The following is a 24,768-nucleotide window of genomic DNA, read 5'->3' as shown; positions in this document are numbered from 1 at the left end:
ATCTTATGTCAGAAATAAAATATATCGCCATTGTTGATGATCATACCATGTTCCGTAAAGGACTGTCGATCCTGATCAACCTCTTTCCTGCTTACGAGGTGTTATTTGAGGCTGCTAACGGTAAGGAACTGATCGATAGAATTGATCCAAACCGCTTACCCGACATCGTACTACTGGACGTCAATATGCCTGATATGGACGGTTACGCTTCTGCGGAATGGCTGCATATAAACTACCCTGACATCAAAGTACTGGCATTGAGCACCATGGATGCAGAGACCGCGATCATAAAAATGATCCGCCATGGTGCGAAAGGTTACATCCTCAAAGATGCAGAACCTGCCGAGTTAAAGCAGGCATTTGATGAAGTCTTTACCCTGGGATACTATTACAATGACCTGGTCACAAGAAAAGTGATGCAATCTATCCATCACCTGGTAGATGAGAAATCACCACTGAATGCCATTATAAAATTGAGCGACCGTGAAATGGAATTCATGCAATTGGCATGTAGTGAAAAAAGTTACCTGGTCATTGCAAAAGAGATGTTTGTGAGCGAGCGTACAGTAGATGGTTACAGGGAAGCCTTATTTAAAAAGCTGAATGTATCCACACGAGTTGGCCTGGTATTGTATGCAGTAAAGAACAATCTGGTGGTGTTGTGAAACGATTGGAGTAATTTGCAGAAAATGCTTATGTATGAACGGACGGCCAGGCCTTAGTATTATTGAATCTATCAGGAAAAGACCAGTCATGTACCTGGGAACGACCAATAGCTACGGCATCCGCCGGCTGTTGAAGAGCGTCATATCAGAGTACCTGGAGAGCGTTACCGGCATTCACACAATAGAGGTTACCTTCAATCCTGACAATCACATCAGTATCGTAATATCCGGCCTGTCAGCAGACGAGCTGTTGCATGAGATCGCATTACTGCATCATGTCACATCTCCCAAAAACTATAAGATCGGCATGCTGATAGGAGTCAGCAATGTGTTCCTGTTAAGGATAGTGGCCAACCCCGACAGGCATGTACTGGCGGCCCAGTCAGGCACTTATGAACTCTCTGCCGCACTTAGTTCTCCGGAAGAAACAAATGTCATCAAGCTGGATTTTCAGCTGGATGAAGAAATATTCAAAGACAGCCACGCCTCCTACATACCCATGAACATTATGTTCCAGCAGCTGGCATACCTGAATGCCGGATTGAAGATCATCAGCGTGGATAACAGGGGAGAGCTGCAGCGTAATGTTTTCTATTTTAAAAAGGGATTAAAGGAACTGTTCAACAACGTACTGGAGAAACACGACTACGGCAAAAAAGACTCCTGGCTGGCCATGGAGTTAAAAACTGCCATTAATGGTTACATCTATCACATTATTTTCAGATATCATTATATCTACACTAATTATCCTGCACCCTACATCAGGTCTTTTGCCAACAACGACAGCACCAAATCAGGCGGTTCACTGGTAGACGGTGTATTTAAAGGCCTGCAGGATGCAATTAAGGCAATAGGAGAAAAAGAAGGCGTAGAGCTGAAGGCCTCCCGAAAGAAAGTAGGCCGGCAATTGGTATTGATGGCATCTGTCAAAGGCGAACCACTCGAGTATGGTGGTAGCAACAGAGACAAACTGGACATGACTCCCCTGAAAAATGATGTACGTAAGTATGTAGGAAAGGTCGTTTATAAACACCTGGAGGCCCACGCCGGAGACAGGAAAAGGATATTGGAACGATTTAAGAAAGACTAAAAAGCGAAAGAAGGATGCAGCGATGCAGCATTAAGAAAATGGAACAGGATGGATATAAATGGATATAAATGGATATAATAGGTTTTAGGTATAGAGATAAAAGGTAAGCAACGGATGGTAATAAACAGATGGTAATAAACAGATGGTAAGAGATAAAAGGAATAGGGATAAATCACATATTAGTTCCAGACATTATTGACGGATGTTTAACTATCATTTTGCGTCCGGAAGCAGCACGGTTTCAGGTGGGAAGTACTGGCCTTAGTTGTTTGAAGTATGCTGATGCACTTGACGGGAGTTTAATAATACTCCAATGCTCAACTACCTTCCAACGTTCCATAATAAGGAACTTCAAAGAACTACAGCCAGTACTCCCAGCCTGAAACCGCTGCAGAAAGGTTGTCTTCGCAAAAAAATAACAGCACAATAATCTCCAACTCTCAATAACAAAGAACTACAACCAGTACTCCTAAACTGAAACCGCTGCAGAAAGTTTTTCTTCGCAAAAAAATAACAGCGCAATAATCTCCAACGCTCAATAACAAAGAACTACAGCCAGTGCTCCCAGCCTGAAACCGCTGCAAGACATCATTTCAACAATGCAATAATCTTCTCAAATATCTCCGTATTCTCATACACTCCTCTGAAATCCAGCGAATGCGGTCCATAAGCAAATACCGGCACCATCACCGCACTATGATCATTACTACTAAAATGCCCATCAACATATCCTTTAGATATATCCCCGTCCAGCAACGATAATCCGCCAGTCTCATGATCCGCTGTAACGATCACCAGCGTATGTCCATCCTCATCGGCAAATTTCATCGCCGCCCCGATCGCCTCATCAAAATCCATCATCTCAGTTGCAACGTATGGCAGGTTGTTAACATGCCCGCCATAATCAATCTGCGCTCCTTCCGCCATAATGAAGAACTGCTGGCGCAGCGTAACAATGCTCTTTTCTAACGCATGGACAAGGAATTTTCCTCTGCCAGCCAGCATGGGAAGTTCTGCCCGTTTGTCTAATACAAGGTATTTTGAAGCATGTAAGGTATCAAGATCTTCCAGTCGCGTGCTGAACACATATCCCTTCTCCTGTAGCAGCGCAGGTATATTCATACCATCTTTACGTTGGTTAAAGTGTTTGGCGCCACCACCGATCATAATGCTGACAGGGCTGGAAAGAAAGTCGGCCGCAATCGTATCTTCCAGTGTTCTTTCCGGTACATGACCATAAAAGGCGGCAGGAGTAGCATCAGTAATATCGCCAGCGCTGATGACAGCACTCTTGTAACCTTTAGGCGCGATGATATCCGGGATAGGATTGAGACGCACACCGGTAGCATCCACTCCAATGTAACGGTTGTTGGTTTTATGCCCTGTAGCCATAGCAGTACCGCCGCCGGCAGAATCAGTGATATAACTATCTGCAGAATAAGTCTTGGAGAACCCGATATTACGCATCTGCAGGAGGTTCAACTGACCGCGATTGCCTGTGAATCCTGAATAGATCTGAGCCAGTCCCATACCATCACCGATCAGGAGAATGACATTATTAACTTTGGTAAGACTGTCATTGTTCACATAGCGGGCAGGATAGAGTGTATGCGGCGCGGCCGTGCCGTTATATTCGAGGCTTTTTCTGTCAGTAAGGAAGGCAGCCAGATCTTCCAAAAGGTCAGTACCTATGTAATTAACCCGCATGTTCATCAGCGTCTTCCAGGTATTGACATTATCTGCCGTACCCCAGAAGCGTACTTTCTTGTCAGCATTATGTACACTGTCAATCCAGTGCTGCATTTTTTCCCTTTCTGTTTTCACGATCAACCCTTTCCCGTTCCAGTTAGTGAAGGTTTTCACATCAACGCTGAACATAGGAATACGTTTTGCCTGTGCCGCAGTGTACTGCAATTCCCGCTTGCCATCAAAATGGATGTAGGAAGGATACTGGTCCCACAGTGCAGGAACCGGCTGGTCTCCGCTGATAGTGACGACGATAGTAGGCGTTTTAGTAATCTCCGGGTAGTGTTCCAGTATTTTTGTCAATGCTTTTAAGGTAGGTATACCGCTGGTCTTAAAATCGATCATCAGCTGTAAAGTGTCCTTACTATTTTTAAAAGCAGTACCCCCATTTTTGTGCACCTGCTCCTGTAGTGGCTGCAGATAAAGCTTCTCCAGGGTACGTTCAGGGCGGATATTTTCTTCATTGTGAGCTACGAACAATTGCCCGTTCCGCTCAAAAACATCTGCCTCTATAGATCCATAATGACGGTAGTAAGCTGTCAGGAAAGGAATAGGATGCTCATAATCGTTATGGGCATGCGCGCTCAAAGTGGTGTAAGCACTGGTTTGAGCGCCCGCGGTCAGGGCCGCGAAAAGTGAGAGGGAAAGAAAGGTAGACCTAAGCATGTGATCTCGAAGATTAAATATTAGAAGTTAAAAAATTAGGAATTAAGTTCCGGAATATTAATACTCCTGGTCCTTAATTCCTAATTATTAAATTGAAAAAATATTATTCCCAGCCGGCGTTCTGTTTTACAACACCATTACTGCTGGTCACTTCACTTCTTGGTACCGGCCATACACTATGGATAGCAGGATTGAAGTTACGTGCAGGCCATATTTCAGCGCCGCTGAAACCGTGTAATGGTTTAGCATAGGCAGCCTGTGCATCACCCCAGCGTACCAGGTCGAAGTGGTGGTTAGCCCATTCGCCAGCCAGCTCAGAACGGCGTTGTTTTTTCAGCTCGGTCATGTCTGCATTGGTTACGTCTGCCAGACCTGCACGATGTCTGATCATATTGATCTCTTTATCTGCATTCTTACCCTGCATTAATGCTGCTTCAGCTTTGATAAGCAGTACTTCCGCATAACGGATCAGTGGCAGGTTCAGGTCTGTAGTAGGATGGTCTCCGTTGGGGCTCAGGTGAGCGCCGGCAGCATAGGAGAATGGCTCCATGTATTTACGGAACTGGTAACCGGACAAGCTGTTGGTAGAAGCATATGTTCTTGCTTCTCCATAGAAGGTGAATTGATCGCCTGGTTTCAGGATAGTTGCTTCCCTTCTTTTATCGCCAGCTTCGTAGGAATCATACAGTTCTTTGGTAGGCATATAATATCCCCAGCCATTGTATTTACCCCAGCCTTTGTTCTCCAGCATAACGCCTGGCAAAATGCTGCCCCAGCCGCTTGGGCCCTGTGAGTTGGAGTATACTGACCAGATATATTCGCTGGTCCAGTTGTTGGCAATGGTGAATACATCTGCGAAGTTGTCCAGCAGTTTATGTTTACCACTGAGGATAACTGAGTCAGCATATTTCTCTGCATTGGCGTAATCCTTTTTGTACAGGAACATTTTGCTGAGGAATGCGTAGGCAGCAGTTTTATGCGGACGGCCGTACAGGTCGTTGGTATATTCGTCGAAGTAAGGCAGCAGGGAGGCCGCCTTTAACAATTCCTTCTCTACATAGTCATATACAATGTTAACGTTCGCAACACGCGGAATAGGTTGGTCGCCGGTAAGACTATCACGTTTTACGATAGGCACACCAGCACGGGCATCGCCATAAGTGTAACCCAGTTCAAAATACATAAGACCACTGAAGAAATATGCTTCCCCGAGAATACGGTTCTTCAGCTTTTCATCCATGTTAATGGAAGGAACGTGCATGATCACATCATTAGCGCGTTTGATCACGATGTATCTCATTCTCCATTGTCCTTCTGTATAGGAACCTCCAATGAAATTGCTGTTGAAGTTTTTGATATTGTCGCCTTCGGCTTTCACACGCCCGGTTACCATATCATCGCTGGCGTTGATAAACCACCAGTAGCCGCGACCATAGAAGTTTTCATCATCAAACAGGTTATACATGGAGTTGGCGCCGGCAATGGCGTCTGTTTCCGTTTGCCAGAAGTTGGCAGCAGTGGGGGCTCCCTCGGGAGTAATGTCCAGTTTTTTATTACAGGCCGCCAGCAGGGAAAGTCCTGCCAGGGAGAGGGTGATATGTTTTATTAATTGCTTCATTGTAGTCGTCATTGTGTGTATTAGAAATTAACGTTCAATCCAATCAGCACGTTCTTAGCCTGTGGATAACGGCCTTTATCGATGCCCAGTTCGTCCATACCTACTTCCGGATCATAACCGGTGTATTTGGTAAAGGTGAACAGGTTGGTGGTAGTTACATATAATCTTACTGCACCGATATGTGCCTGGTTGGTCAGGTTGGCCGGTAAAGTATAGCCGAGGGTGATGTTCTTGATGCGCAGGTAAGAACCGTTCTCAATATACCAGTCAGAAGTATTACCGTAGTTACCATTCTTGTCGGTAGAAATGATACGGGTAACATCTGTGTTGGTGTTCTGTGGAGTCCATGCATTCAGTATCCCGCTCAACATGTTGTAGTTGGTACCAATGCTGGGGTTCATGTTGGTGTATTTCAGTGCATTGAACAGTTTATTACCCTGTACACCCTGTGCGAACACGTTCAGGTCAAATCCTTTATAGCTGGCGTTCAGGCTGAGGCCATAGGAGAAATCAGGGAACGGACTACCTACAACCTGTCTGTCGTTGTTGTTGATCACGCCATCACGAACACCATTAGCGTCAGGCTGGTCGATGAACTTACGGTCGCCTGGTTTTGCGTTCGGCTGGATCAGTGCACCGTCTTTGTTTACATAGTTATTGATCTCTTCCTGTGTCTGGAAGATGCCGGCAGTTCTGATCACGTTGTAAGCATATATCTGGTGGCCTACACGTGTTACGATCGGATTCAGTGTACTGCGTACGTTGACGCCAGTAGAGCTGACAACTTCGTTTCTACCTGGTTCCAGTTCCAGCAATTTATTCTTAACGGCTGTAGCTGTAGCACCAACACCAAATGTGAAGTCTTTTCCTATTTTACCATTGTAGTTAATACCCAGTTCGAAACCCTTATCACGTGCTTTACCCATGTTTTTGTACATACCGGTGCTGACACCTGCAGTGCTAGGTGGATCTACCAGCAGTATCATCTTCTCAGTGTTCTTAATGAAGTAGTCAGCAGTGATGGACAGGCTGTTCTTAAAGAAGGCGAGATCGGTACCAATGTTTATCTGGCGGGAGTTAGCCCATGTCAGATTGGGATTGGACAATGCATCTTCTGCAAGACCAGTGGTTTGTGTACCATTAGCGCCTGTGTAGATATTAACTGATTTCAGGTTAATGTCGATGGCATTTGCCGGAAGGCTCGCCAGGTTACCTAAGAGGCCATAGCTGGCGCGGAGCTTGGCAAAGCTGAGCACATCATTCTTATGGAAGAAATCTTCTTCTGTCAGTACCCATCCACCGGAAACAGAGTAGTAGTTCTGATAACGGTTTTGTGGAGCGACCCTGGAGCTGCCATCCCGGCGACCCAGTACAGTCAGCAGATATTTGCTTTTGTAGTCGTAATTAACACGGCCCAGGAAGGATTGTATGGCAGACTGAGATCTTCCACTCTGTGGTTTAGCCCAGGCGCCTGCATTGTCGAAATAACGGTAAGCGTCCCTTTCGTCTCCGAAGGCGCTGGCGGATACATACAGATAAGTATCGTCATCGTGCTGATAGGTATAACCAGCTACAGCAGTGATGTTATGTACTCCTGCAAATTGTTTGGTGTATGTTAACGTCTGTTCTGACAGGAGATAGGTCCCGTTATTGATATTTTCATTCAACCCGTTGCTGGTATTGATCTTGCCGATCTCCAGTGCACGGGTGGTGAAATTCTTCTGATCACTGAAAGATTTGGTAATTGAGAAGTTGGAACGGAATACCAGTTCTTTCATCAGTTTTACTTCAGCGTAAGGATTGATGTTAATGTTGGTTACCGGTACCTTATTATCCATCCTGGTAAGGATCGCTACCGGATTGGCAAGATCTCCATATGAACCAGCATAAGCGATTGGCATTCCACTGAATGCACCTGTAGAAGTATACGGAGTAATATTACGTGGATAACCCAGTGCCGTGAATATAGCGCCGGTGTAAGGGCTGGTGGTGTTCGCTCCATTGCCGTTATTGTAGGTAAAGGAGAGGTTCTCGCCTATTTTCAGCCATGGCTTGATCTGCGCATCTGAGTTCATGCGGAAAGTATAACGTTCAGCATGTGTATTCAGCAGGATACCTTCATTGCGGCGATAACCAAAGCCCATGTAATATCTGCTTTTTTCAGTACCGCCTTTTACGCCTACGTTGTAGTCCTGGACCTTACCTGTGCGGAAGATCTCGTCCTGCCAGTCTGTGCGTGTAATCTGGCCGTCAGGATATTTAGTAGCATTAAAAGCATCCGCTGGTGCTATGCCTGCTGCTGCATATGCGGTGTTCTCAACATCTGCGAATTGTTTTGCAGTGAGCAGGTCGAGCTTTTTAGCAGCAAACTGCCATCCAGTCTTAGCGTCCAGCGTAACGGTTGCAGCACCTTCTTTACCTTTTTTGGTAGTGATCAGTATGACGCCACCGGACGCTCTGGCACCGTAAATAGCGGCAGACGCATCTTTCAGTACATTAATAGATTCTATATCATTGGGGTTGATAGGCCCACCGTTATAGATAGATCCATCTACTACATAAATGGCCTGCTCTCCGTTGATACCACCCATACCACGAACATAAACTGCAGGATTGGAGGTAGGATCACCACCGTTGTTTTGAATGAACACACCAGGAGCTTTACCCTGTAATGCTTCTGTAGCACTGTTCAATGAGCGGGAACTGAGTTTGTCTAACTGAACATCCGCAACAGCACCGGATACAGTGGCTTTACGTTGTGTACCATAACCAACTACTACCAGCTGGTTCAGGTTAAGACTGTTCTCTGCCAGTACGATCTGAAAGTTACGTTGTCCGCCAACAGCGATCTCCTGTGTTTTAAAACCGATCATGCTTACTACCAGCACCAGGTTGTCATTAGCTGTTGCGGATAATTTGAAATGACCGGAGGCATCTGTACTGGTACCGTTATTGCTTCCTTTGATCATGACGGTAGCACCGATCAGCGGACCATTATTATCATACACCGCACCTGTCAGTGTGATTTTTTCTTCTGTCGGCTGCAGGGTATTAACGGCAGCGATGGAAGCGCTGTCATAAATCAATACGGTGTTATACTTTTCTTCAAATTTCAGCGAAGACTGGCTAAGCAGATCCTGTAGGATGCTGATAACTGATTTCTTCTGATAAGTGTTTGCATGCACCTGTATCTTTTGCAGTGCAGCTTCATCGTAGGCAAGGCTGATCTGTGCTTTTGATTCCAGTTGTTTCAGCGCGGCCGAAAGACTGCCCTGCTGCACCTGGAAACGCTGCAGTATCTTTTGCAGTGCCTGTGCGCTGGTATGCGAGGCGAAGGCGGTTGACGCCAGTACGAGCAACGCAAGTCCCGCGAGGAATGCTGTGCGAAGCCGTAGAGAGAAATGTAAAGTGTTTTTTTGCATATATTAAAGATTAAGGTAAAGGCATGAGTATAGCTGTTCCACCGGAATGGAAGCAGTATGCGGAATTAAGGACTGGTATTAAGAACGAGGAATTAAGCCACGGAGGTCAATCCCTGATTCTCTTAATTGACTTGAAGTTGCTCGTGTTGCATGCTAAAATGAATTTTTGGTCTGTAACTGATTTTTTCAATAATGTCCAGGACTTCCTGCAAAGTCATTGTGGCTGGAATGTGTAATGTGTAATTCCCCTGGTGTACGTCCAATGCTGTGGTAGCTGTGATGCCGTATTGATTTTTTATAGTTAGTAGCAGATCCTGTAAAGTGGCATTGCGTAGTATAATCTCTCCTTTTGTCCATGCCAGTAGGTCGTTGGCCGCAACGCTGTCCTGCTTTACAGATTGTTCACTGAATGTTAATCTTTCTGATGGCCCCAGGGTAGCCGGTTTGGTGCCCTGGCGTTCTACCTGTACCTTGCCGGTAGCAACTGCTACTCTTGATATATGTAAGGTGTTGCTGGCTTCTATGGTAAAAGAGGTGCCCAGTACCGTGGTACGTACGCCGCTGTAGTCTTCTACGCTGAATGGCCGTGTGTCCTTTATTACATCAAAGAATGCTTTACCTTCTGTCAGTTTAACCGGTCTTGCATTGTCCGGGAAATGCTCAGGGTACTGAATAGTGCTGTAAGGACCTAATAATGCTACTGTATTATCCGGCAGTACGATCTTCTGTAATTGTCCACTGGTATTTTTTACGGTCTGCCAGTCCAAGGAAGAGTGTGGTAACTGCCTGGAAGGATGTTGAAGGTACTGTTGTGCAAAATATCCCCCGATGATTAATGGGACTACTACCGCTGCTATCCTCACTATACGCAGGCCTATGCGGCGGCGGCGGATAGCAGGATCGGGCCATATCTGCTGTTGCATGTTCTTTTTGATCTGCTGCATTTCTAAAGCAGATAGTTCGGGTACATCATTGTCCCGTTCCAGCGCATCCAGCCATTCAGATAAAAGTGCCTCTTCTTCCGGGGTGCATTCGCCCTGACGGAATTTTTCCAGTAGTGCTAATAGTGTCCCTTTGTCCAAACTGTTCTTGTGGTTTATAATAAGACACTGGAAACAGGAATTTTAACTATTGGACCACCCAGCGTTAACAATTCGGTAATATAAGAATCAGCCGGCGATCGTTTTCCAGCCATTCCGCAACCGTTGCATAGCGGTACTGAGCTGGTTCCGGATGGTTTGTGGGGAGGTGCCAAGCTTGCAAGCGATCTCGGCTACCGAGAGGTCTTCCATCCGGTGGAGGTAGAATACATCTTTCATTTTACCGGGAAGGCGGTTGATGGAAAGCAGCAGTTGTTGTTCGGTTTCTTTAAGGTGTAGCTGATCGGAGGAAGAAGGTGCATTGGTATCAAGCACCTGTGTGAAGATATCGACATGTTTCTGATAGACGTGCTCATCGCGGAGGGCGTTAAGCAGCCTGTTTCTGAGGGCGCTACGAAGATATGGCAGGATGGCAGTTACTTCAGGCAATGCGTCATGTTTTTCCCAGAGATGGATAAAGAGGCCTTGTACACTATCCTGCGCCAGAGAATGGTCCCTGGTAATTTTACAGGCATAGGTGAATAGAGGTTCCCAGTATTCTTCGAACAACTGGCGGAAGGCAGTTTCATTGCCCGTCCGTAGGGAACGCCATAAAGTATATTGACCTTCTTTTGACATAGTATAACGTGTCACAAAGTTATTGGTTGTTATGAACTGCTGTAGCTGCTCTAAATTATGAAATTGTTAAACAGGGTGTAATAGGGTAAAAAAAAATCCCGGGCGATTTACCCGGGACTAATAAGGTAGCGTATAGGGGGAATATTACATGGCAGCCAGTTGTACTTTCTGCTGCAGTTCAATTACATTGTCACGGAATGCATTGTCAGTATCCATCAGGTCTTTTACAGTCTGGCAGGAGTGGATAACCGTTGTGTGATCCCGTCCGCCGAAATGCTCTCCGATGGTTTTCAGAGAATTCTTGGTGAATGATTTAGCCAGGTACATGGTGATCTGCCGTGCCTGTACTATTTCACGTTTACGTGTCTTCTGCAATAACTTGTCGTAAGGCACATCGAAATATTCGCACACCATTTTTTGTATGCTTTCGATGGTGATCTCTTTGGAAGAGGTCTTTACGAAAGATTTCAATACACGTTTCGCCAGTTCCAGATCTATCTCTTTTCTGTTAAGAGAGGACTGGGCCAGCAGGGAGATCAGTGCACCTTCCAGTTCACGTACGTTGTTCTGTATATTATATGCAACATACTTCACTACTTCCTTCGGCATTTCCAGACCATCGTTACGCATTTTCATTTCAAGAATTTCCATGCGTGTTTCGAAGTCGGGCATTTGCATGTCTGCGCTTAATCCCCAGCGGAAACGGCTCAGCAGCCTTTCCTGTAATCCGTCAAGATCTTTTGGCGGTTTGTCTGAAGTTAAGATAAGTTGTTTACCGGATTGATGCAGATGGTTGAAGATGGCAAAGAACGCATCCTGAGTTTTTTCTGCACGCGCGAAAAATTGTATATCATCTACGATCAATACATCTATTAACTGATAGAAGTGAATAAAATCATTGATGATACTATTCTTGGAGTGATCAATAAACTGATTGATGAATTTCTCCGCACTTACATATAATACAGCCTTGTTAGGATGAATGCGTTTTACTTCATTTCCTATTGCCTGGGCAAGGTGTGTCTTACCAAGACCAACACTACCATATATAACTAACGGATTGAATGATGTGCCACCTGGTTTTTCAGATACAGTTTTACCTGCTCTGCGTGCTACACGATTACAATCACCTTCAATAAAAGATTCCAGCGTATAGTGCGGGTTCAGTTGTGAGTCGATCTGTACACGCTTGATGCCTGGAATGACAAATGGATTCTTTACAGGGTTCTGTATAGTTAACGGAAAATCAACTTCGCTGTCCTTCTTACTGTTTGCAAACTGTCCAGGCATGTTTACTGTCTTAGGATGCTGGTGAGGAGTACCGTTTTCCACCACAATGCGATACTCAAGTCGTGCTTCTTTTCCCAGTTCGCGTTTGATTGTTTTTCCAAGCAGTCCCACATAGTGCTCTTCCAGGTATTCATAAAAAAACTGGCTAGGCACCTGAATAGTTAAAACATTGTTTTCAAGCTGGATGGGTTTAATGGGTTCAAACCAGGTTTTAAATGGCTGCCATTCCACAATATCCCTAATTATATTAAGACACCTTTCCCAAACTTGTTCGCAAGTTTTATTCATTGAGCTATTGTAAATTAATGTTGTTCTTAAATTAAGGATTGTTCTCGAATTGTAAATCTTATCAACGTGGGGAGTTGATAGATTTTCAGACAGGACGACGAATATCAGTAGAAAATGTTGAAAAAAAAAATTTATCTCCCCTTGTTTTTATTTCTCTGATAACAGTTTGCCGACTCTGTTTTTTGCTGTTTTTATTCTCTTTTTTGAGCTTGTTTTTTTACCATTTTAACATGATGAAAGTCAGTACTGCACTGCTTTGATAGCCAGGCTTTTCCAATTGACATTAACTTGTTTGTCATAGATATGTGTACTTACTGATAAAATACTATTGTACGCAATCACAAGCCACATCTTGACCACTAAAAATGATCGCTCCGAATGTTGATAATTCCATTGCGGGGGTGCAAAACTATGTTAGTAATTGCATTTAAAAAAATGTCCTTTAGGTTAGCAAATACCATGCAAAATTATTATATACGCGCCCGCACGTTGTGAGACCTCTTTTATAACTGCTTGTTTTAAATTTTATTGCGTGGGACTTCTGCTAAAAAACCTATCTTTGGCCCTCTGAACAGCTAAAAATTTTTATATGAGTTTTGAAATAACCGGAAAACTGATCGTGAAGTATAATACGATGCAGCGTAGCGAAACCTTTAAAACCAGGGAGTTCGTTATCGAAAAGTCTGATGATATCAATGGCCGCGTTATAAACAACTACATCAAGTTCCAGGCGGTGCAGGACAGAACTGCTATCGTAGATCGCTTCAATGAAGGTGAAACCGTGAAGGTTTACTTCAACATCAAAGGAACCCGCTGGGAAAAGGACGGCAGGGTGAATTACATTACAAACCTTGATGCATGGCGCATGGAATCTGTTGTGGCAGGCGGATCTTCTACAGATTCAATGCCTAACTATAATGCTTCCCAGGAAGTATCTTCCGGAGGTGGTCAGGCTGATGATCTGCCATTTTAATGCCCTGACAATAACAACTCGTTAACAAAATAACTGGAAACGGATACCTGAAATACGGGTATCCGTTTTCAATTGTTAGGATAACTACCTAACCATTGTGTATATGATTCAACAACTCTCTCTCAAATTGCTGCCGTCCCAGGCGGCTTCCGACATCACTATTATCGGGGAGGCTGCTGCTGCTCTTAGTGTAAAGCCTTCTGCCATCACTGGCTTCCATCTGCTCAAACGCTCTATTGACGCCCGTTCCAGACAAGTCTATTTCATGCTTACTGTCAAAGTGTTTGTGAATGAGCCTTTCCAGGAAAGGGAACGCATCATACCGATATATGATATATTACCGGCAGATGCTCCTCAGGCAATCATCATAGGTGCTGGCCCTGCAGGATTGTTTGCTGCACTGCGTCTCATTGAAGCCGGTATAAAACCTATTGTACTGGAGCGTGGCAAGGACGTACGGGCAAGACGGAGAGATCTGGCCGCATTGAATAAAACAGGCATCGTCAATCCCGAATCCAATTACTGCTTCGGTGAAGGCGGGGCGGGTACTTATTCTGATGGTAAATTATATACACGCTCCAATAAGCGTGGTGACATTAATCGCATACTCAGCATCTTTGTTCATTTTGGTGCTACTGAAAAGATCATGTATGATGCACATCCCCATATAGGTACCAATAAATTACCACATATTATTGTAGCCATGCGTGAGCAGATCATCAATAGTGGTGGTATGGTATTATTTGAACAAAAAGTAACTGATATTTTAACGAAGAATAATCAGGTAACAGGTGTGCAGACTGCCGGCGGACAAACCTTCTCTGCCTCCCAGGTAATCCTGGCCACTGGCCACTCCGCCAGGGACATCTTTCACCTGTTACATCAGAAAAATATTCTCATCGCTGCAAAACCATTTGCCCTGGGGGTTCGTGTAGAACATCCGCAGGCTTTAATTGACAGTGCACAGTATCATTGTCCTACGAGAAATGAGTACTTACCCCCAGCCAGCTATAGTCTTGTAGAACAGGTGGAAGGACGAGGCGTGTTCTCTTTCTGTATGTGTCCTGGTGGTATCATTGCGCCAGCGTCAACAGATCCGGGAGAACTGGTGGTGAATGGATGGTCTCCTTCGAGACGTGATAACCCCTACGCTAATTCCGGGATGGTAGTTACCGTTGATGAAACAGACTTTGTACCTTTTGCAGATAAAGGCCCGCTGGCCGCTATGTATTATCAGCAGATGGTAGAGCGCGATGCCTTTACAGCCGGCGGCGGACAATTTGTAGCGCCCGCTCAACGGATGACGGATTTTGTACACAATAAGGTTTCCACAACCTTGCCCCCCTGCTCTTATTTGCCTGGTGTAAACAGTGTTGATCTCCGTGAAGTCCTGCCCGTTAGTGTGCACCAAAGGCTGGCTGCCGCTTTTAAAGCGTTTGGCCGTAAGATGAAGGGATACTATACTGCCGATGCTATTCTCGTTGCTACAGAGTCCCGCACTTCTTCTCCCGTACGTATTCCACGTGAAGATGATACGCTAATGCATCCCCAGATCAGCGGATTGTACCCTTGTGGGGAAGGAGCCGGATATGCAGGCGGTATTGTGTCTGCAGCTATGGATGGAGAACGGGTAGCAGAGCGGATTGTGGCTTTCTATCACGCATAATATCCGTTTTATCACACTTTTTAAAAAAGTGTAAAAGGGATAACTATCATTGCCGAAAGTTTTATCCTCATGAACCAGCTAAGAAAAACAGAACTAGGTGTTGCAACAGGGCTTTTCCTGTTGATTATATTCTCTCTTTTATATAAGAGTGTTTCTTATAACGTATTTGATCTGCAACATGAGTATGGTTATAAGTTCGCCAGGTATCACCAGGTGTTTGACTATTATAAACATTACCTGTTACCATTGCTTGCGCATATTACAGTTGTATACCTTGCTTTCCTGAGTGTAAACACCTGGATCATTCCTTCTTTTTTTGAGAATGGACGCTGGAAAACAGGAGTGCCATTATTACTGATCAGCTGTGGAACGGTATTCCTGGTTATAATGGTCGCTTCCACATGGTATGACGGTTACTTATTTGGTGTATACAAAACTGTGCGTGGCGTACATATGCATTGCGCAAAGTCAGCTTTTATCATTACAATTTTTTATGCCACCTTATATGCATTGTACTATGCTGTCAGGTATTTATACTTTCAGCAGCTGCATCCGAAGATCTCTAAGAAACCATGGTTCAACCAGGTGATCGTAGAACTGATCACTATGCTGCTCCTGCTTGCAGCAATTACATTGATATTGCCGGGAAGAAGAACTATTGAAAAAGGTATTTTTATGTTCTTCGTTGGTTTGTACTTCGGTGGCACTTATCTTATATTACAGTATCGTCTGCTTCCACGTTACCGCCTGCATCAGAACATCCGTATATTGATAAGAGATGCGGCATTTGTCTGCCTGATGGTTTTAGCACTGCTCCCGCTGTTCTGGATCATGGATCACCATGTTGAAGCGTCGGCACTACTGGCATTTTGTTTTGCTTTATATGCAGGTGCGTTGCTCCTGGTGTTGCCATTATCATTATGGATATTCAACATGCGGCAGTCCCGCAGTAATACCATCCTCGGATTACGTAAAGCGCTTGATCAATCTGAGACAGGACTGGACTTTTTACGTTGGCAGATCAACCCACATTTTCTCTTTAACGCACTGAATACTTTATATGGTACTGCATTGATGGAAAAAGCATCATCCACCAGTGAAGGCATTCAGAAACTGGGGGATATGATGCGCTTCATGTTGCATGATAACTTGCTGGAACGTATATCTCTCACCAAGGAAATAGCTTACCTGGAAAATTATATTGCACTGCAACGTTTACGTGCACAGGGAGCGCCGGATATACAGATCGAAGTCAACATAAATGATGCGCATTGCGATCATGAAATAGCGCCTATGTTGCTGATCCCTTTCCTGGAGAATGCGTTTAAACATGGCATCAGCCTGCGCAGCAAATCACGTATCACCATATCTTTATCCTGCACTCCTGACAAGATCTATTTTGATGTATACAATACTGTACATGCACATAGGGCCGTTGAAGTAGAGAAAGACAGTATGGGGATTGGATTGGTCAATGTACGGCAGCGCCTGGCATTGTTGTATCCTGATAAGCATGAGTTGAATATCCGGGAAACAGCCACTGAATATTTTGTACATCTCACCATTCAAATAGTATGAAATTAACTGCTATTGCTATAGATGATGAACAGGTGGCATTGTCCGTAATACGTACACATGCGGCGCAAGTCCCTTTCCTGGAGATCAAAGAATATTTTACTGATCCCTTCAAGGCACTGGAATACCTGCAGCAGGAAAAAGTAGACCTGTTGTTCCTCGATATACGTATGCCTGACATCTCCGGTCTGGAGCTGATGACCACCTTACCCGGCGGACCTATGGTGATATTTACCACTGCTTATTCCGAACATGCTGTACAAAGCTTCGAACTGGATGCACTGGACTATTTATTGAAACCATTTTCTTTTGAACGCTTCCTGAAAGCATGCAACAAAGCAAAAGGATTGCAGGAACTGATACAACAACGTCAGAAATCAGATGTGCCTGCTCATATCATGATCAAGAGTGGTTATGAACAATACAAAGTACCGTTTGATGATATCTTATACCTGGAGAGTGCCGGTAACTATATCAGTTTCGTTTTGAAAGATAAGCGCATTCTTTCCCGCCTGTCCATGCAGGAAGCCCTTGCCCTTCTACCGCCGGATAAGTTCACCCGTGTACACAGGTCATTCATCGTAGCTAACAACAAAATCGAAAAGGCAGACAGGAACTGTCTATACATCGGCCAGGTGCCTGTCAGCATCGGCGCAGCTTATGCACACGCAGCAGAGAGTATATTGAGGTAATTTCCCATCTCTCATATTATTTTTTTACATTTATTCTATGAACCTCATAGAAATAAAACATCTGCGTAAGTACTATGCCACTCATAAGGCTGTAGACGATATCAGTTTTATTATTCCCAAGGGCAGCATATTCGGATTACTGGGCCCCAATGGCGCTGGTAAGACAACATTGCTGCGCATGATCACTGGTATATTTTATCCTGATCAGGGGGAAATATTGTTTAACGGGCGTCCTTTTGATCCCCGCACAGACATCCATTCTATTGGTTATATGCCGGAAGAAAGAGGACTGTACAAGAAAATGAAGGTAGGAGAGCAGGCATTATACCTGGCACAGCTGAAAGGCTTGTCGGAAAAAGAAGCAAAAGATAAGATCAAATACTGGTTCGATAAGTTTGAGATCAATGCCTGGTATAATAAGAAAGTGGAGGAACTGAGTAAAGGAATGCAGCAAAAGGTACAGTTCATTTCCACTATTATGCACGGTCCGGAACTGCTGATTCTCGATGAACCGTTTTCGGGTCTTGATCCTATCAACGCTAATCTTATCAAGCAGGAAATATTTGACCTTAGCCGGAACGGTACCACCATCATTTTTTCCACCCATAGAATGGAGCAGGTGGAAGAGATCTGCGACCGTATTGTATTAGTGAACCAGGGTAAGAAACTGCTGGACGGTGAAGTGAAACAGATCAAACAGGACTTCAAGCAGCACCTGTTCCGCATTGGCGTGGGCGTTATGCCAAACTTCGCACAGATGGCTACCTATCATTTTTCGATCATCAAACAGGAAGGACTCGCTTACACGGTGAAGCTCAGTGAAGGCAGTACAACCAATGATATCCTGATGCATTTCATCAGGCAGGAAATACCAATTACCTATTTCCAGGAAATACTACCTTCCATCAATGAAGTATTTATTCAGCAGGTTACCTCGATTACGGATACAGCAGCAGGAGTTGCCAATGAAAGTCAACCTGCTTATTCCTGATCCTTTCATTTTCAACCGCTGAATAAATTCGTTATTTCTAACCCGTCATTCCTAATTTCTATGAACAAAATCTGGCTGATTATAAAGAGAGAATTTATGACCCGCGTAAGGAAGCGCTCTTTCCTGGTAGTAACACTGCTGGTGCCGCTGTTCTTTGCTGCGATGGTTGTTATTCCCATCCTGATAGCAACAAATTCAAAAGAAGAGAAGCGTATTGCCGTGATAGATGACAGTCATCTTTTCATGAACCGTTTCCCCGACGATAAAGGCGTATACTATAAATACCTTGTAAATACAGGCGTTGATTCATTCCAGCACAAATACGCCGACTATGGTTATTCCGGTCTGCTTTATATTCCGGAATTTGATATCGACCGGCCTGCAGGCATCACTTATTATAGCAATGCACAGCCCGGCCTGGCTGTAGAAAGCCGTATCACGCGCCGTGTGAATGACCTGATTGAAGAAGAACGACTGAAGAAAGTGAATATAGATGCCAGCCAGTTGAAGGCGGTGAAATCTGATATCAGTATTGATTTCAAAACAGGAGAGGAAGGCAAGAAGGGAAGCTCCGCAGTTGCCTACGGCGTCGGATATGCCAGTGGATTTATCATTTACATCATCCTGATGTTTTTCGGTATGTCAGTGATGCGCGGTGTGATGGAAGAAAAGGTAAACCGTATTGCAGAGGTGATGATCTCCAGTGTGAAACCTTTCCAGTTGATGATGGGAAAGATCATCGGTATTGCAGCTGTTGGATTGTTGCAATTCATGATCTGGGTAGTGCTCATTATTTGTGTGCAGCTGTTGTTGCCATTATTCCTCTCCGGCGATGCCGTGAGCGCCATGAGTGAAGGCGGTACTATGATGCAGAGCAGCAGCAGTGCCGCTGCCATGGAAGCGATGGAGAAGATCCAGTTCGTAGTGGGTAGTGTTAACTGGACAGTAGTTATCACCTGCTTTATATTCTACTTCCTGGGCGGATACCTGTTCTATTCCGCTTTATTTGCCGCAGTAGGCAGTCTCGTGAATGAAGACCCCACAGATGCACAGGCATTGACATTTCCTATCACCTTACCGATCATTATTGGTATTATGGTGATGATCTCCTCCGTGCAAAACCCGACAGGACCGCTGGCCTTCTGGGGAAGCATTATTCCGTTTACATCACCGATGGTGATGATGGCGCGCATACCTTATGGCGTACCCGGCACAGTGCCTTACTGGCAGCTGGGACTGTCAATCGGTTTGCTGATAGCTGGGTTCCTGTTTACTACATGGATGGCTGGTAAGATATACCGTACGGGTATACTGATGTATGGTAAGAAGATCACTTGGAAAGAGGCAATTAAGTGGATTGGGAGAAAGGCGTAGACTGTCACTGACACAGCTTCTTTCTCGTTACATTAAACTCATCCCATATTTCTTTAACGATATCTCCGGCAGGTTTAAGTGTATGTATCAATGCACTTACCTGCCCGATTTCGAGTTCCCCTTCCTCCATGTTGCCTTCAAACATACCTGTCTTTGCACGGGCACGTCCCAACAGTGCCTTTAATGATTCCGGATCTGCGCCTTTATCTTCAGCTTCTTTCACCGTTTCAAAAAAAGTATTCTTCAGCAATCTTACAGGAGTGAGCTTTTTCAGGGCCAACATGGTGTCGCCTTCTTTTGCATCCAATATAGCCTGTTTAAAATGGGGGTGAGAAGATGCTTCCGGAGAGGCCACGAACCTGCTGCCTACCTGCACGCCTTCTGCTCCTAATGCAAATGCCGCAGTCATGGCTCTGCCGGACCCTATGCCGCCGGCAGCAATAACGGGTATCTGTACTTTTTCACATACTGCCGGGATCAATACCATAGTAGTGGTTTCTTCACGACCGTTATGTCCGCCGGCTTCAAAGCCTTCCGCAACTACTGCATCTACTCCGGCAGCCTCGCTTTTGGCTGCGAACAGGGCGCTGGAAACTACGTGTACAACGGTAATACCAGCTGCTTTCAGTGTAGGTGTCCATGTTTTGGGATTCCCGGCGGAGGTGAATACAACGGGTACCTGCTCCTCTATTACAATATCAATCAGTTTATTAATGTCCGGATATAACAGCGGGATATTAACACCAAATGCTTGTGTTGTTGCCTGTTTACATTTCTGAATATGCTCCCTTAATACGTCAGGGTACATGCTGCCTGCACCAAGCAGGCCCAATCCACCGGCATTACTTACTGCGCTGGCTAATCGCCAGCCGCTGGCCCAGATCATGCCGGCCTGGATAATCGGATATTGTATGTGGAATAATTGCGTGACGCGGTTCATGGGAGTGAAAATAAGCTATAGAAACAAATATAACTCAAAGCAGATTTTTAGAAGAAAAATTGGTTGTTTTAAAAGTTGAATATTTTGTTTATTTGAATTAATATTGCAACTAATTAGTTGTTTTGTTGATTCCAATAAATACTTATGGACATATCCCAAAGGGTTCTTTCGTTTCTGCAAGATTTTAAAACAAAAATGAGTATATGGGGCGTAATATTTAGAGATGACAGAGGAAAAAATATGCAGTGTTTACTGGAATTGGATATTACACCATTAAACAGGAATGAGATTTTAAAAGGATTGGAATTAGAGGACTATAGTGAGGGGCCATTGGGAGAAAAGCTATATGGAGGTGCAGAAATGTGGGTCTTTGGAAAAATGATAAAACAGAAAGAAGTCTATATAAAAATTACCATGGGAGTGAATGGAACCAGTGTGATATGTATATCATTTCACCTGGCAGCACACCACATGAATTACCCCTTTAAAACAAATAGTATATGAAAAGTCCATTTACCGGAGGCAAAGTGCGATTAGTCCGGGAAACCCGTAAGTTAGATTACCGCAAAGAGGCATTTGATATCGTGTATCATTGTTACTTGTGTGAAGATAGTGGAGAACAGTTTACTACTACAGAACTGGATATCCTGAACATTAACCAGGTACATAACAAGTATCGGGCAAAATACGGTATTCCGTTCAAGGATGAGATCAGGAACATACGTGAAAAATATGCTTTAAGTGCTGCGAAAATGAGTGAAGTACTGGGGTTAGGCGCTAATGTCTACCGGAATTATGAAAGCGGTGAAATGCCCAGCGTCGCTACAGGACGAATGATAAGAATGGCTGAAGATGCAGCTGAATTTAGCAAGCTGTTGGATCTGTCTAAAAACTCCCTGGAGCCTCATGAATTTGAAAAAGTGCAGAAAAAGCTGCAACGGGTTCCGGCAGAAACCAATACATCTACATCTTTAATGCAAGGGTATATATTCCCTAGTAAATACCCGGATGAGTTCAACGGCTACCGGAAAGGGAATTTGTCAAAGATTGGATGCTTAACACGATATTTTGCACATGTGATTACTCCTTTTGTTACAGGAATGAACAAATTGTTGTTTTATGCAGATTTCAGCCATTACCAGCATTATGGTCGTAGTATAACAGGAATCTCATACAGAGCGATAGAGTGGGGGCCGGTCCCTCAAAACTATGGCGCCATGTATAATTTCCTGTTCAACGAACACTACATTGACATAATAGAAAAAGAGGTTGGGGAGCTGATTTCGTGGAAAGATAAAGTAGACCTGGTGGAGGGAACCAGTCTTTTTGATGAAACTGAAATTGGTACAATAATTAAAGTTGCAAAAAGATTTGAAGGGAAAAGTACCAGGCAGATTGTAGACATCAGTCACAAAGAAACTGCCTGGAAAGAAAATATTAAGCTGAAAGGGTTTATCAGTTATAAATACAGTTTTGAATTAAAACATTTCTGATCTATCCTTTCATCCCAAATCTATCTCCGTATTATCCCCAATATTCAAACTCTGGCTCAACCCGCGGATATTCGCATCACTACCAATCAAACTCGACTTCAACACCACCTCATACAAATTGCTGAACGAACCAATGATAGAATCCTTCACGATCGAATAATTAATAACGGTGTTATCGCCGATCGCCACATTAGGCCCGATAATGGAATTTTTGATATTACAACCCTCTGCAATGCTCACCGGAGGGATAATGATCGTATTCTCATACGGGAACCCCTGATTGCCAGGCATTTTGTATTTACTCAGGAGGGTAGCGTTTGTTTCCAGCAGCGTTTCCTTACGCCCGCAGTCAAACCAGTTGCTTACCTTGAAGGTTTTGAAGGTGACGCCATGTTCAATCATGCACTGCAGGGCGTCCGTCAGCTGGAATTCGTCGTGCGACTTCTTCTGATTCAGGATATTCTGTTCCAAACAATCGTATAGCTGTGCAGTCTCCTTGATTTTATAAACCCCTACAAGGGCCAGGTTGGACTTAGGGATCTGTGGTTTTTCCACTACCCTGATGATGTTGTTATCCTCATTCAATTCAGCAACACCGAAATTGCGGGGATCATCTACTTTTTTCAGACCGAGCATAGATACCGGAGCGGCGATCAGTTCCTGGAAGTTGCCTTCACAGATAGTGTCGCCCAGTACGATCAGGATCTCATCATCCTGCACTACCTGCCTGGTCAGCAGGATGGCGTGTCCGGTACCTTCACGGCTGTTCTGCTGCACGAAGTGGCAGGTCAGGTGTGGGTATTTCTTTTGGACATAGTGCTGGATCTTTTCCCCCAGGTATCCGATGACAAACACAAATTCGGTGATACCGGCTTCTGCCAGCTGGTCGATGATAATACTTAGTATAGTTCTGCCCGCAAGGGGGATTAATGCTTTTGGCTGTGTATATGTATGAGGACGTAGCTTGGTGCCAGCACCGGCTACAGGTATAATGGCCTTCATGTACGCAGGTTAGTTTAAATGATCCGTCTCGTTCTCGTACCGAGGGCGTGAAGGTAGAACAAAAAATGAAAATAGTCCATAGGGGGGAGAGGATCAGTTAACAGGAGCTTGAACTATCGTCTATGGACTACAGACTTTTATAGTGTTTATAACTATGGTAATGTGATTTTGTAGCAAAAAAATCTATCTACTATCCTTTATTCACTATGCACTATTCGCAAATTCGATTACCTTTGCACCAAATTTTCAAAGTACATACAATGCAAAGAGATCTGCAAATATTTAATATCATCGGCCAGGAGCTGGAGCGCCAGCGTCATGGCATTGAATTGATTGCATCGGAAAACTTTACCAGTCTGCAGGTAATACAGGCTATGGGAACTGTGCTGACCAACAAATATGCGGAAGGTTATCCGGGACGTAGATATTATGGTGGCTGCGAAATCGTGGACCAGAGTGAACAACTGGCTATTGACAGGGCTAAGCAGATCTTCAATGCAGAATATGCAAACGTACAGCCGCACTCCGGCGCACAGGCAAATGCAGCCGTAATGCTGGCTATCCTGAAACCAGGCGATAAGATCCTGGGACTGGACCTGAGCATGGGTGGTCACCTGACCCACGGTTCTCCGGTAAACTACTCAGGTAAGTTATATCAGCCGTTCTCTTATGGCGTGAATAAGGAAACCGGCCTGGTAGAATATGATAAAATGGAAGAGATCGCGCTGAAAGAAAAACCTCAACTGATCGTTTGCGGTGCTTCTGCTTACAGCCGTGACTGGGATTACAAACGTATCCGCCAGATCGCTGACCAGGTAGGTGCTTTTGTGATGGCAGATATCGCGCACCCTGCGGGGCTGATCGCTAAAGGATTGCTGAACTCTCCGTTCGAACATTGTCATTTTGTAACTACTACCACCCACAAAACATTGCGTGGCCCACGTGGTGGTCTGATCATGATGGGTAAAGACTTTGAAAATCCGTTCGGTCTGAAAACACCAAAAGGTGAGATCCGCATGATGAGCTCACTGATCGATACTGCCGTATTCCCTGGTATTCAGGGTGGTCCGCTGGAACACGTAATTGCTGCTAAAGCAGTTTCTTTCTTCGAGATCCTGACTGACGAATACGACGTATACGCAAAACAGATCATCAGAAATGCCCAGGCAATGTCTAAAGCATTCGTTGAGAGAGGTTATGAGATCGTGTCTGGCGGTACCGACAACCACCTGATGCTGATTGACCTGCGTAACAAGAACATCTCCGGTAAAAAGGCAGAACAGGTGCTGGTAAAGGCAGACATCACTGTCAATAAGAACATGGTGCCTTTCGACGATAAATCTGCTTTCGTTACTTCCGGTATCCGTGTTGGCGTACCAGCTATCACAACCCGTGGTATGAAAGAAGAACACATGCCGCAGGTGGTATCCTGGATCGATGAGCTGCTGATGGATGCTGATAATGAAGCGCTTATCACTAAGGTGAGAGGTTCAGTGAACGACTTTATGAAACAGTTCGTGCTGTACCCTGAATTGTAAGTCAATCAGAAACAATGATAA

Annotated in this window: 19 protein-coding genes; 11 read left to right on the top strand and 8 right to left on the bottom strand. The window is 44.6% G+C overall.

The annotated features are described in order from the left end of the window. Positions 1 to 5 precede the first annotated feature (5 nt). On the top strand, positions 6 to 665 hold the full coding sequence (locus F3I09_RS04425) for a response regulator transcription factor (protein WP_149693816.1): 660 nt from the start codon (positions 6 to 8) through the stop codon (positions 663 to 665). A 34-nt stretch (positions 666 to 699) separates the two neighbouring features. Next, a complete protein-coding gene (locus F3I09_RS04420; protein ID WP_149693815.1) occupies positions 700 to 1,755 on the top strand; it encodes a hypothetical protein in 1,056 nt (351 codons plus the stop codon). A gap of 588 nt (positions 1,756 to 2,343) precedes the next feature. Here F3I09_RS04420 and F3I09_RS04415 read toward each other — a convergent pair. The 6 genes from F3I09_RS04415 to dnaA all read right to left on the bottom strand — a co-directional run bounded on the left by F3I09_RS04415 (position 2,344) and on the right by dnaA (position 12,503). Continuing rightward, positions 2,344 to 4,167 carry an alkaline phosphatase gene (locus tag F3I09_RS04415; protein ID WP_149693814.1) on the bottom strand — a complete coding sequence of 608 codons (1,824 nt, stop codon included), beginning with the start codon at positions 4,165 to 4,167 and terminating at the stop codon, positions 2,344 to 2,346. A 103-nt stretch (positions 4,168 to 4,270) separates the two neighbouring features. Next, complete coding sequence (locus tag F3I09_RS04410; RefSeq protein ID WP_149693813.1) at positions 4,271 to 5,785, bottom strand: RagB/SusD family nutrient uptake outer membrane protein; 1,515 nt, start codon at positions 5,783 to 5,785, stop codon at positions 4,271 to 4,273. Positions 5,786 to 5,805: 20 nt separating this feature from the next. Next, complete coding sequence (locus F3I09_RS04405) at positions 5,806 to 9,207, bottom strand: TonB-dependent receptor (protein WP_149693812.1); 3,402 nt, start codon at positions 9,205 to 9,207, stop codon at positions 5,806 to 5,808. A 122-nt stretch (positions 9,208 to 9,329) separates the two neighbouring features. After that, on the bottom strand, positions 9,330 to 10,289 hold the full coding sequence (locus F3I09_RS04400; RefSeq protein WP_149693811.1) for a FecR family protein: 960 nt from the start codon (positions 10,287 to 10,289) through the stop codon (positions 9,330 to 9,332). 87 nt (positions 10,290 to 10,376) lie between these two features. Continuing rightward, entirely contained in the window at positions 10,377 to 10,940 is a 564-nt protein-coding gene (locus F3I09_RS04395) for an RNA polymerase sigma factor (protein ID WP_188133677.1), read from the bottom strand. A 129-nt stretch (positions 10,941 to 11,069) separates the two neighbouring features. After that, positions 11,070 to 12,503: a chromosomal replication initiator protein DnaA gene (gene dnaA / locus F3I09_RS04390; RefSeq protein ID WP_149693809.1), complete on the bottom strand. Its 1,434-nt coding sequence runs from the start codon at positions 12,501 to 12,503 to the stop codon at positions 11,070 to 11,072. A 589-nt stretch (positions 12,504 to 13,092) separates the two neighbouring features. Between dnaA and F3I09_RS04385 the strand changes: the two genes are divergently transcribed. From F3I09_RS04385 to F3I09_RS04360, 6 genes are all read left to right on the top strand, one after another. Further along, positions 13,093 to 13,476 (top strand): DUF3127 domain-containing protein, encoded by a 384-nt coding sequence (locus tag F3I09_RS04385; protein ID WP_149693808.1) that lies wholly within the window; start codon positions 13,093 to 13,095, stop codon positions 13,474 to 13,476. 103 nt (positions 13,477 to 13,579) lie between these two features. Then, positions 13,580 to 15,142, top strand: a complete 1,563-nt coding sequence (locus F3I09_RS04380; protein ID WP_149693807.1) for an NAD(P)/FAD-dependent oxidoreductase — start codon at positions 13,580 to 13,582, stop codon at positions 15,140 to 15,142. Between the two features lie 69 nt (positions 15,143 to 15,211). After that, positions 15,212 to 16,720, top strand: coding sequence for a sensor histidine kinase (locus tag F3I09_RS04375; RefSeq protein WP_149693806.1), 1,509 nt, complete (start codon positions 15,212 to 15,214; stop codon positions 16,718 to 16,720). Beyond that, on the top strand, positions 16,717 to 17,409 hold the full coding sequence (locus F3I09_RS04370) for a LytTR family DNA-binding domain-containing protein (RefSeq protein WP_149693805.1): 693 nt from the start codon (positions 16,717 to 16,719) through the stop codon (positions 17,407 to 17,409). Before F3I09_RS04375 ends, F3I09_RS04370 begins: the two co-directional genes overlap by 4 nt. A 37-nt stretch (positions 17,410 to 17,446) precedes the next feature. Then, positions 17,447 to 18,400, top strand: a complete 954-nt coding sequence (locus tag F3I09_RS04365; protein WP_149693804.1) for an ABC transporter ATP-binding protein — start codon at positions 17,447 to 17,449, stop codon at positions 18,398 to 18,400. Positions 18,401 to 18,460: 60 nt separating this feature from the next. Further along, positions 18,461 to 19,774 carry an ABC transporter permease gene (locus F3I09_RS04360; RefSeq protein WP_149693803.1) on the top strand — a complete coding sequence of 438 codons (1,314 nt, stop codon included), beginning with the start codon at positions 18,461 to 18,463 and terminating at the stop codon, positions 19,772 to 19,774. A 4-nt stretch (positions 19,775 to 19,778) separates the two neighbouring features. Here F3I09_RS04360 and F3I09_RS04355 read toward each other — a convergent pair whose 3' ends face one another. After that, positions 19,779 to 20,714: a nitronate monooxygenase family protein gene (locus tag F3I09_RS04355; protein WP_149693802.1), complete on the bottom strand. Its 936-nt coding sequence runs from the start codon at positions 20,712 to 20,714 to the stop codon at positions 19,779 to 19,781. A gap of 144 nt (positions 20,715 to 20,858) precedes the next feature. Here F3I09_RS04355 and F3I09_RS04350 point away from each other — a divergent pair, with 144 nt between their 5' ends. Together F3I09_RS04350 and F3I09_RS04345 are read left to right on the top strand one after the other, a co-directional pair. After that, complete coding sequence (locus F3I09_RS04350) at positions 20,859 to 21,218, top strand: type II toxin-antitoxin system MqsR family toxin (RefSeq protein WP_149693801.1); 360 nt, start codon at positions 20,859 to 20,861, stop codon at positions 21,216 to 21,218. Continuing rightward, positions 21,215 to 22,207, top strand: a complete 993-nt coding sequence (locus F3I09_RS04345; RefSeq protein WP_149693800.1) for a type II toxin-antitoxin system antitoxin SocA domain-containing protein — start codon at positions 21,215 to 21,217, stop codon at positions 22,205 to 22,207. Before F3I09_RS04350 ends, F3I09_RS04345 begins: the two co-directional genes overlap by 4 nt. Positions 22,208 to 22,216: 9 nt before the next feature. Here the strand turns inward: F3I09_RS04345 and F3I09_RS04340 are convergent, their stop codons facing one another. Beyond that, entirely contained in the window at positions 22,217 to 23,209 is a 993-nt protein-coding gene (locus tag F3I09_RS04340) for a sugar phosphate nucleotidyltransferase (protein WP_149693799.1), read from the bottom strand. Positions 23,210 to 23,469: 260 nt separating this feature from the next. On the opposite strand from F3I09_RS04340, the gene glyA reads away from it, so the two are divergent. Beyond that, a complete protein-coding gene (gene glyA / locus F3I09_RS04335; protein WP_149693798.1) occupies positions 23,470 to 24,747 on the top strand; it encodes a serine hydroxymethyltransferase in 1,278 nt (425 codons plus the stop codon). Positions 24,748 to 24,768 lie beyond the last annotated feature (21 nt).

Origin of the sequence: Chitinophaga sp. CF418 (genome assembly GCF_900142925.1) — a bacterium.
GTDB lineage: Bacteria > Bacteroidota > Bacteroidia > Chitinophagales > Chitinophagaceae > Chitinophaga.
This window is presented reverse-complemented; position numbering and strand designations above follow the sequence as displayed.

Coding starts and splice junctions, on each gene's coding strand:
- F3I09_RS04420 (WP_149693815.1), top strand. CDS start 700: ATGAACGGACGGCCAGGCCTTAGTATTATTGAATCTATCAGGAAAAGA.
- F3I09_RS04415 (WP_149693814.1), bottom strand. CDS start 4,167: ATGCTTAGGTCTACCTTTCTTTCCCTCTCACTTTTCGCGGCCCTGACC.
- F3I09_RS04360 (WP_149693803.1), top strand. CDS start 18,461: ATGAACAAAATCTGGCTGATTATAAAGAGAGAATTTATGACCCGCGTA.
- F3I09_RS04425 (WP_149693816.1), top strand. CDS start 6: ATGTCAGAAATAAAATATATCGCCATTGTTGATGATCATACCATGTTC.
- F3I09_RS04385 (WP_149693808.1), top strand. CDS start 13,093: ATGAGTTTTGAAATAACCGGAAAACTGATCGTGAAGTATAATACGATG.
- F3I09_RS04365 (WP_149693804.1), top strand. CDS start 17,447: ATGAACCTCATAGAAATAAAACATCTGCGTAAGTACTATGCCACTCAT.
- F3I09_RS04350 (WP_149693801.1), top strand. CDS start 20,859: ATGGACATATCCCAAAGGGTTCTTTCGTTTCTGCAAGATTTTAAAACA.
- F3I09_RS04380 (WP_149693807.1), top strand. CDS start 13,580: ATGATTCAACAACTCTCTCTCAAATTGCTGCCGTCCCAGGCGGCTTCC.
- F3I09_RS04340 (WP_149693799.1), bottom strand. CDS start 23,209: ATGAAGGCCATTATACCTGTAGCCGGTGCTGGCACCAAGCTACGTCCT.
- dnaA (WP_149693809.1), bottom strand. CDS start 12,503: ATGAATAAAACTTGCGAACAAGTTTGGGAAAGGTGTCTTAATATAATT.
- F3I09_RS04355 (WP_149693802.1), bottom strand. CDS start 20,714: ATGAACCGCGTCACGCAATTATTCCACATACAATATCCGATTATCCAG.
- F3I09_RS04370 (WP_149693805.1), top strand. CDS start 16,717: ATGAAATTAACTGCTATTGCTATAGATGATGAACAGGTGGCATTGTCC.
- glyA (WP_149693798.1), top strand. CDS start 23,470: ATGCAAAGAGATCTGCAAATATTTAATATCATCGGCCAGGAGCTGGAG.
- F3I09_RS04405 (WP_149693812.1), bottom strand. CDS start 9,207: ATGCAAAAAAACACTTTACATTTCTCTCTACGGCTTCGCACAGCATTC.
- F3I09_RS04345 (WP_149693800.1), top strand. CDS start 21,215: ATGAAAAGTCCATTTACCGGAGGCAAAGTGCGATTAGTCCGGGAAACC.
- F3I09_RS04375 (WP_149693806.1), top strand. CDS start 15,212: ATGAACCAGCTAAGAAAAACAGAACTAGGTGTTGCAACAGGGCTTTTC.
- F3I09_RS04410 (WP_149693813.1), bottom strand. CDS start 5,785: ATGAAGCAATTAATAAAACATATCACCCTCTCCCTGGCAGGACTTTCC.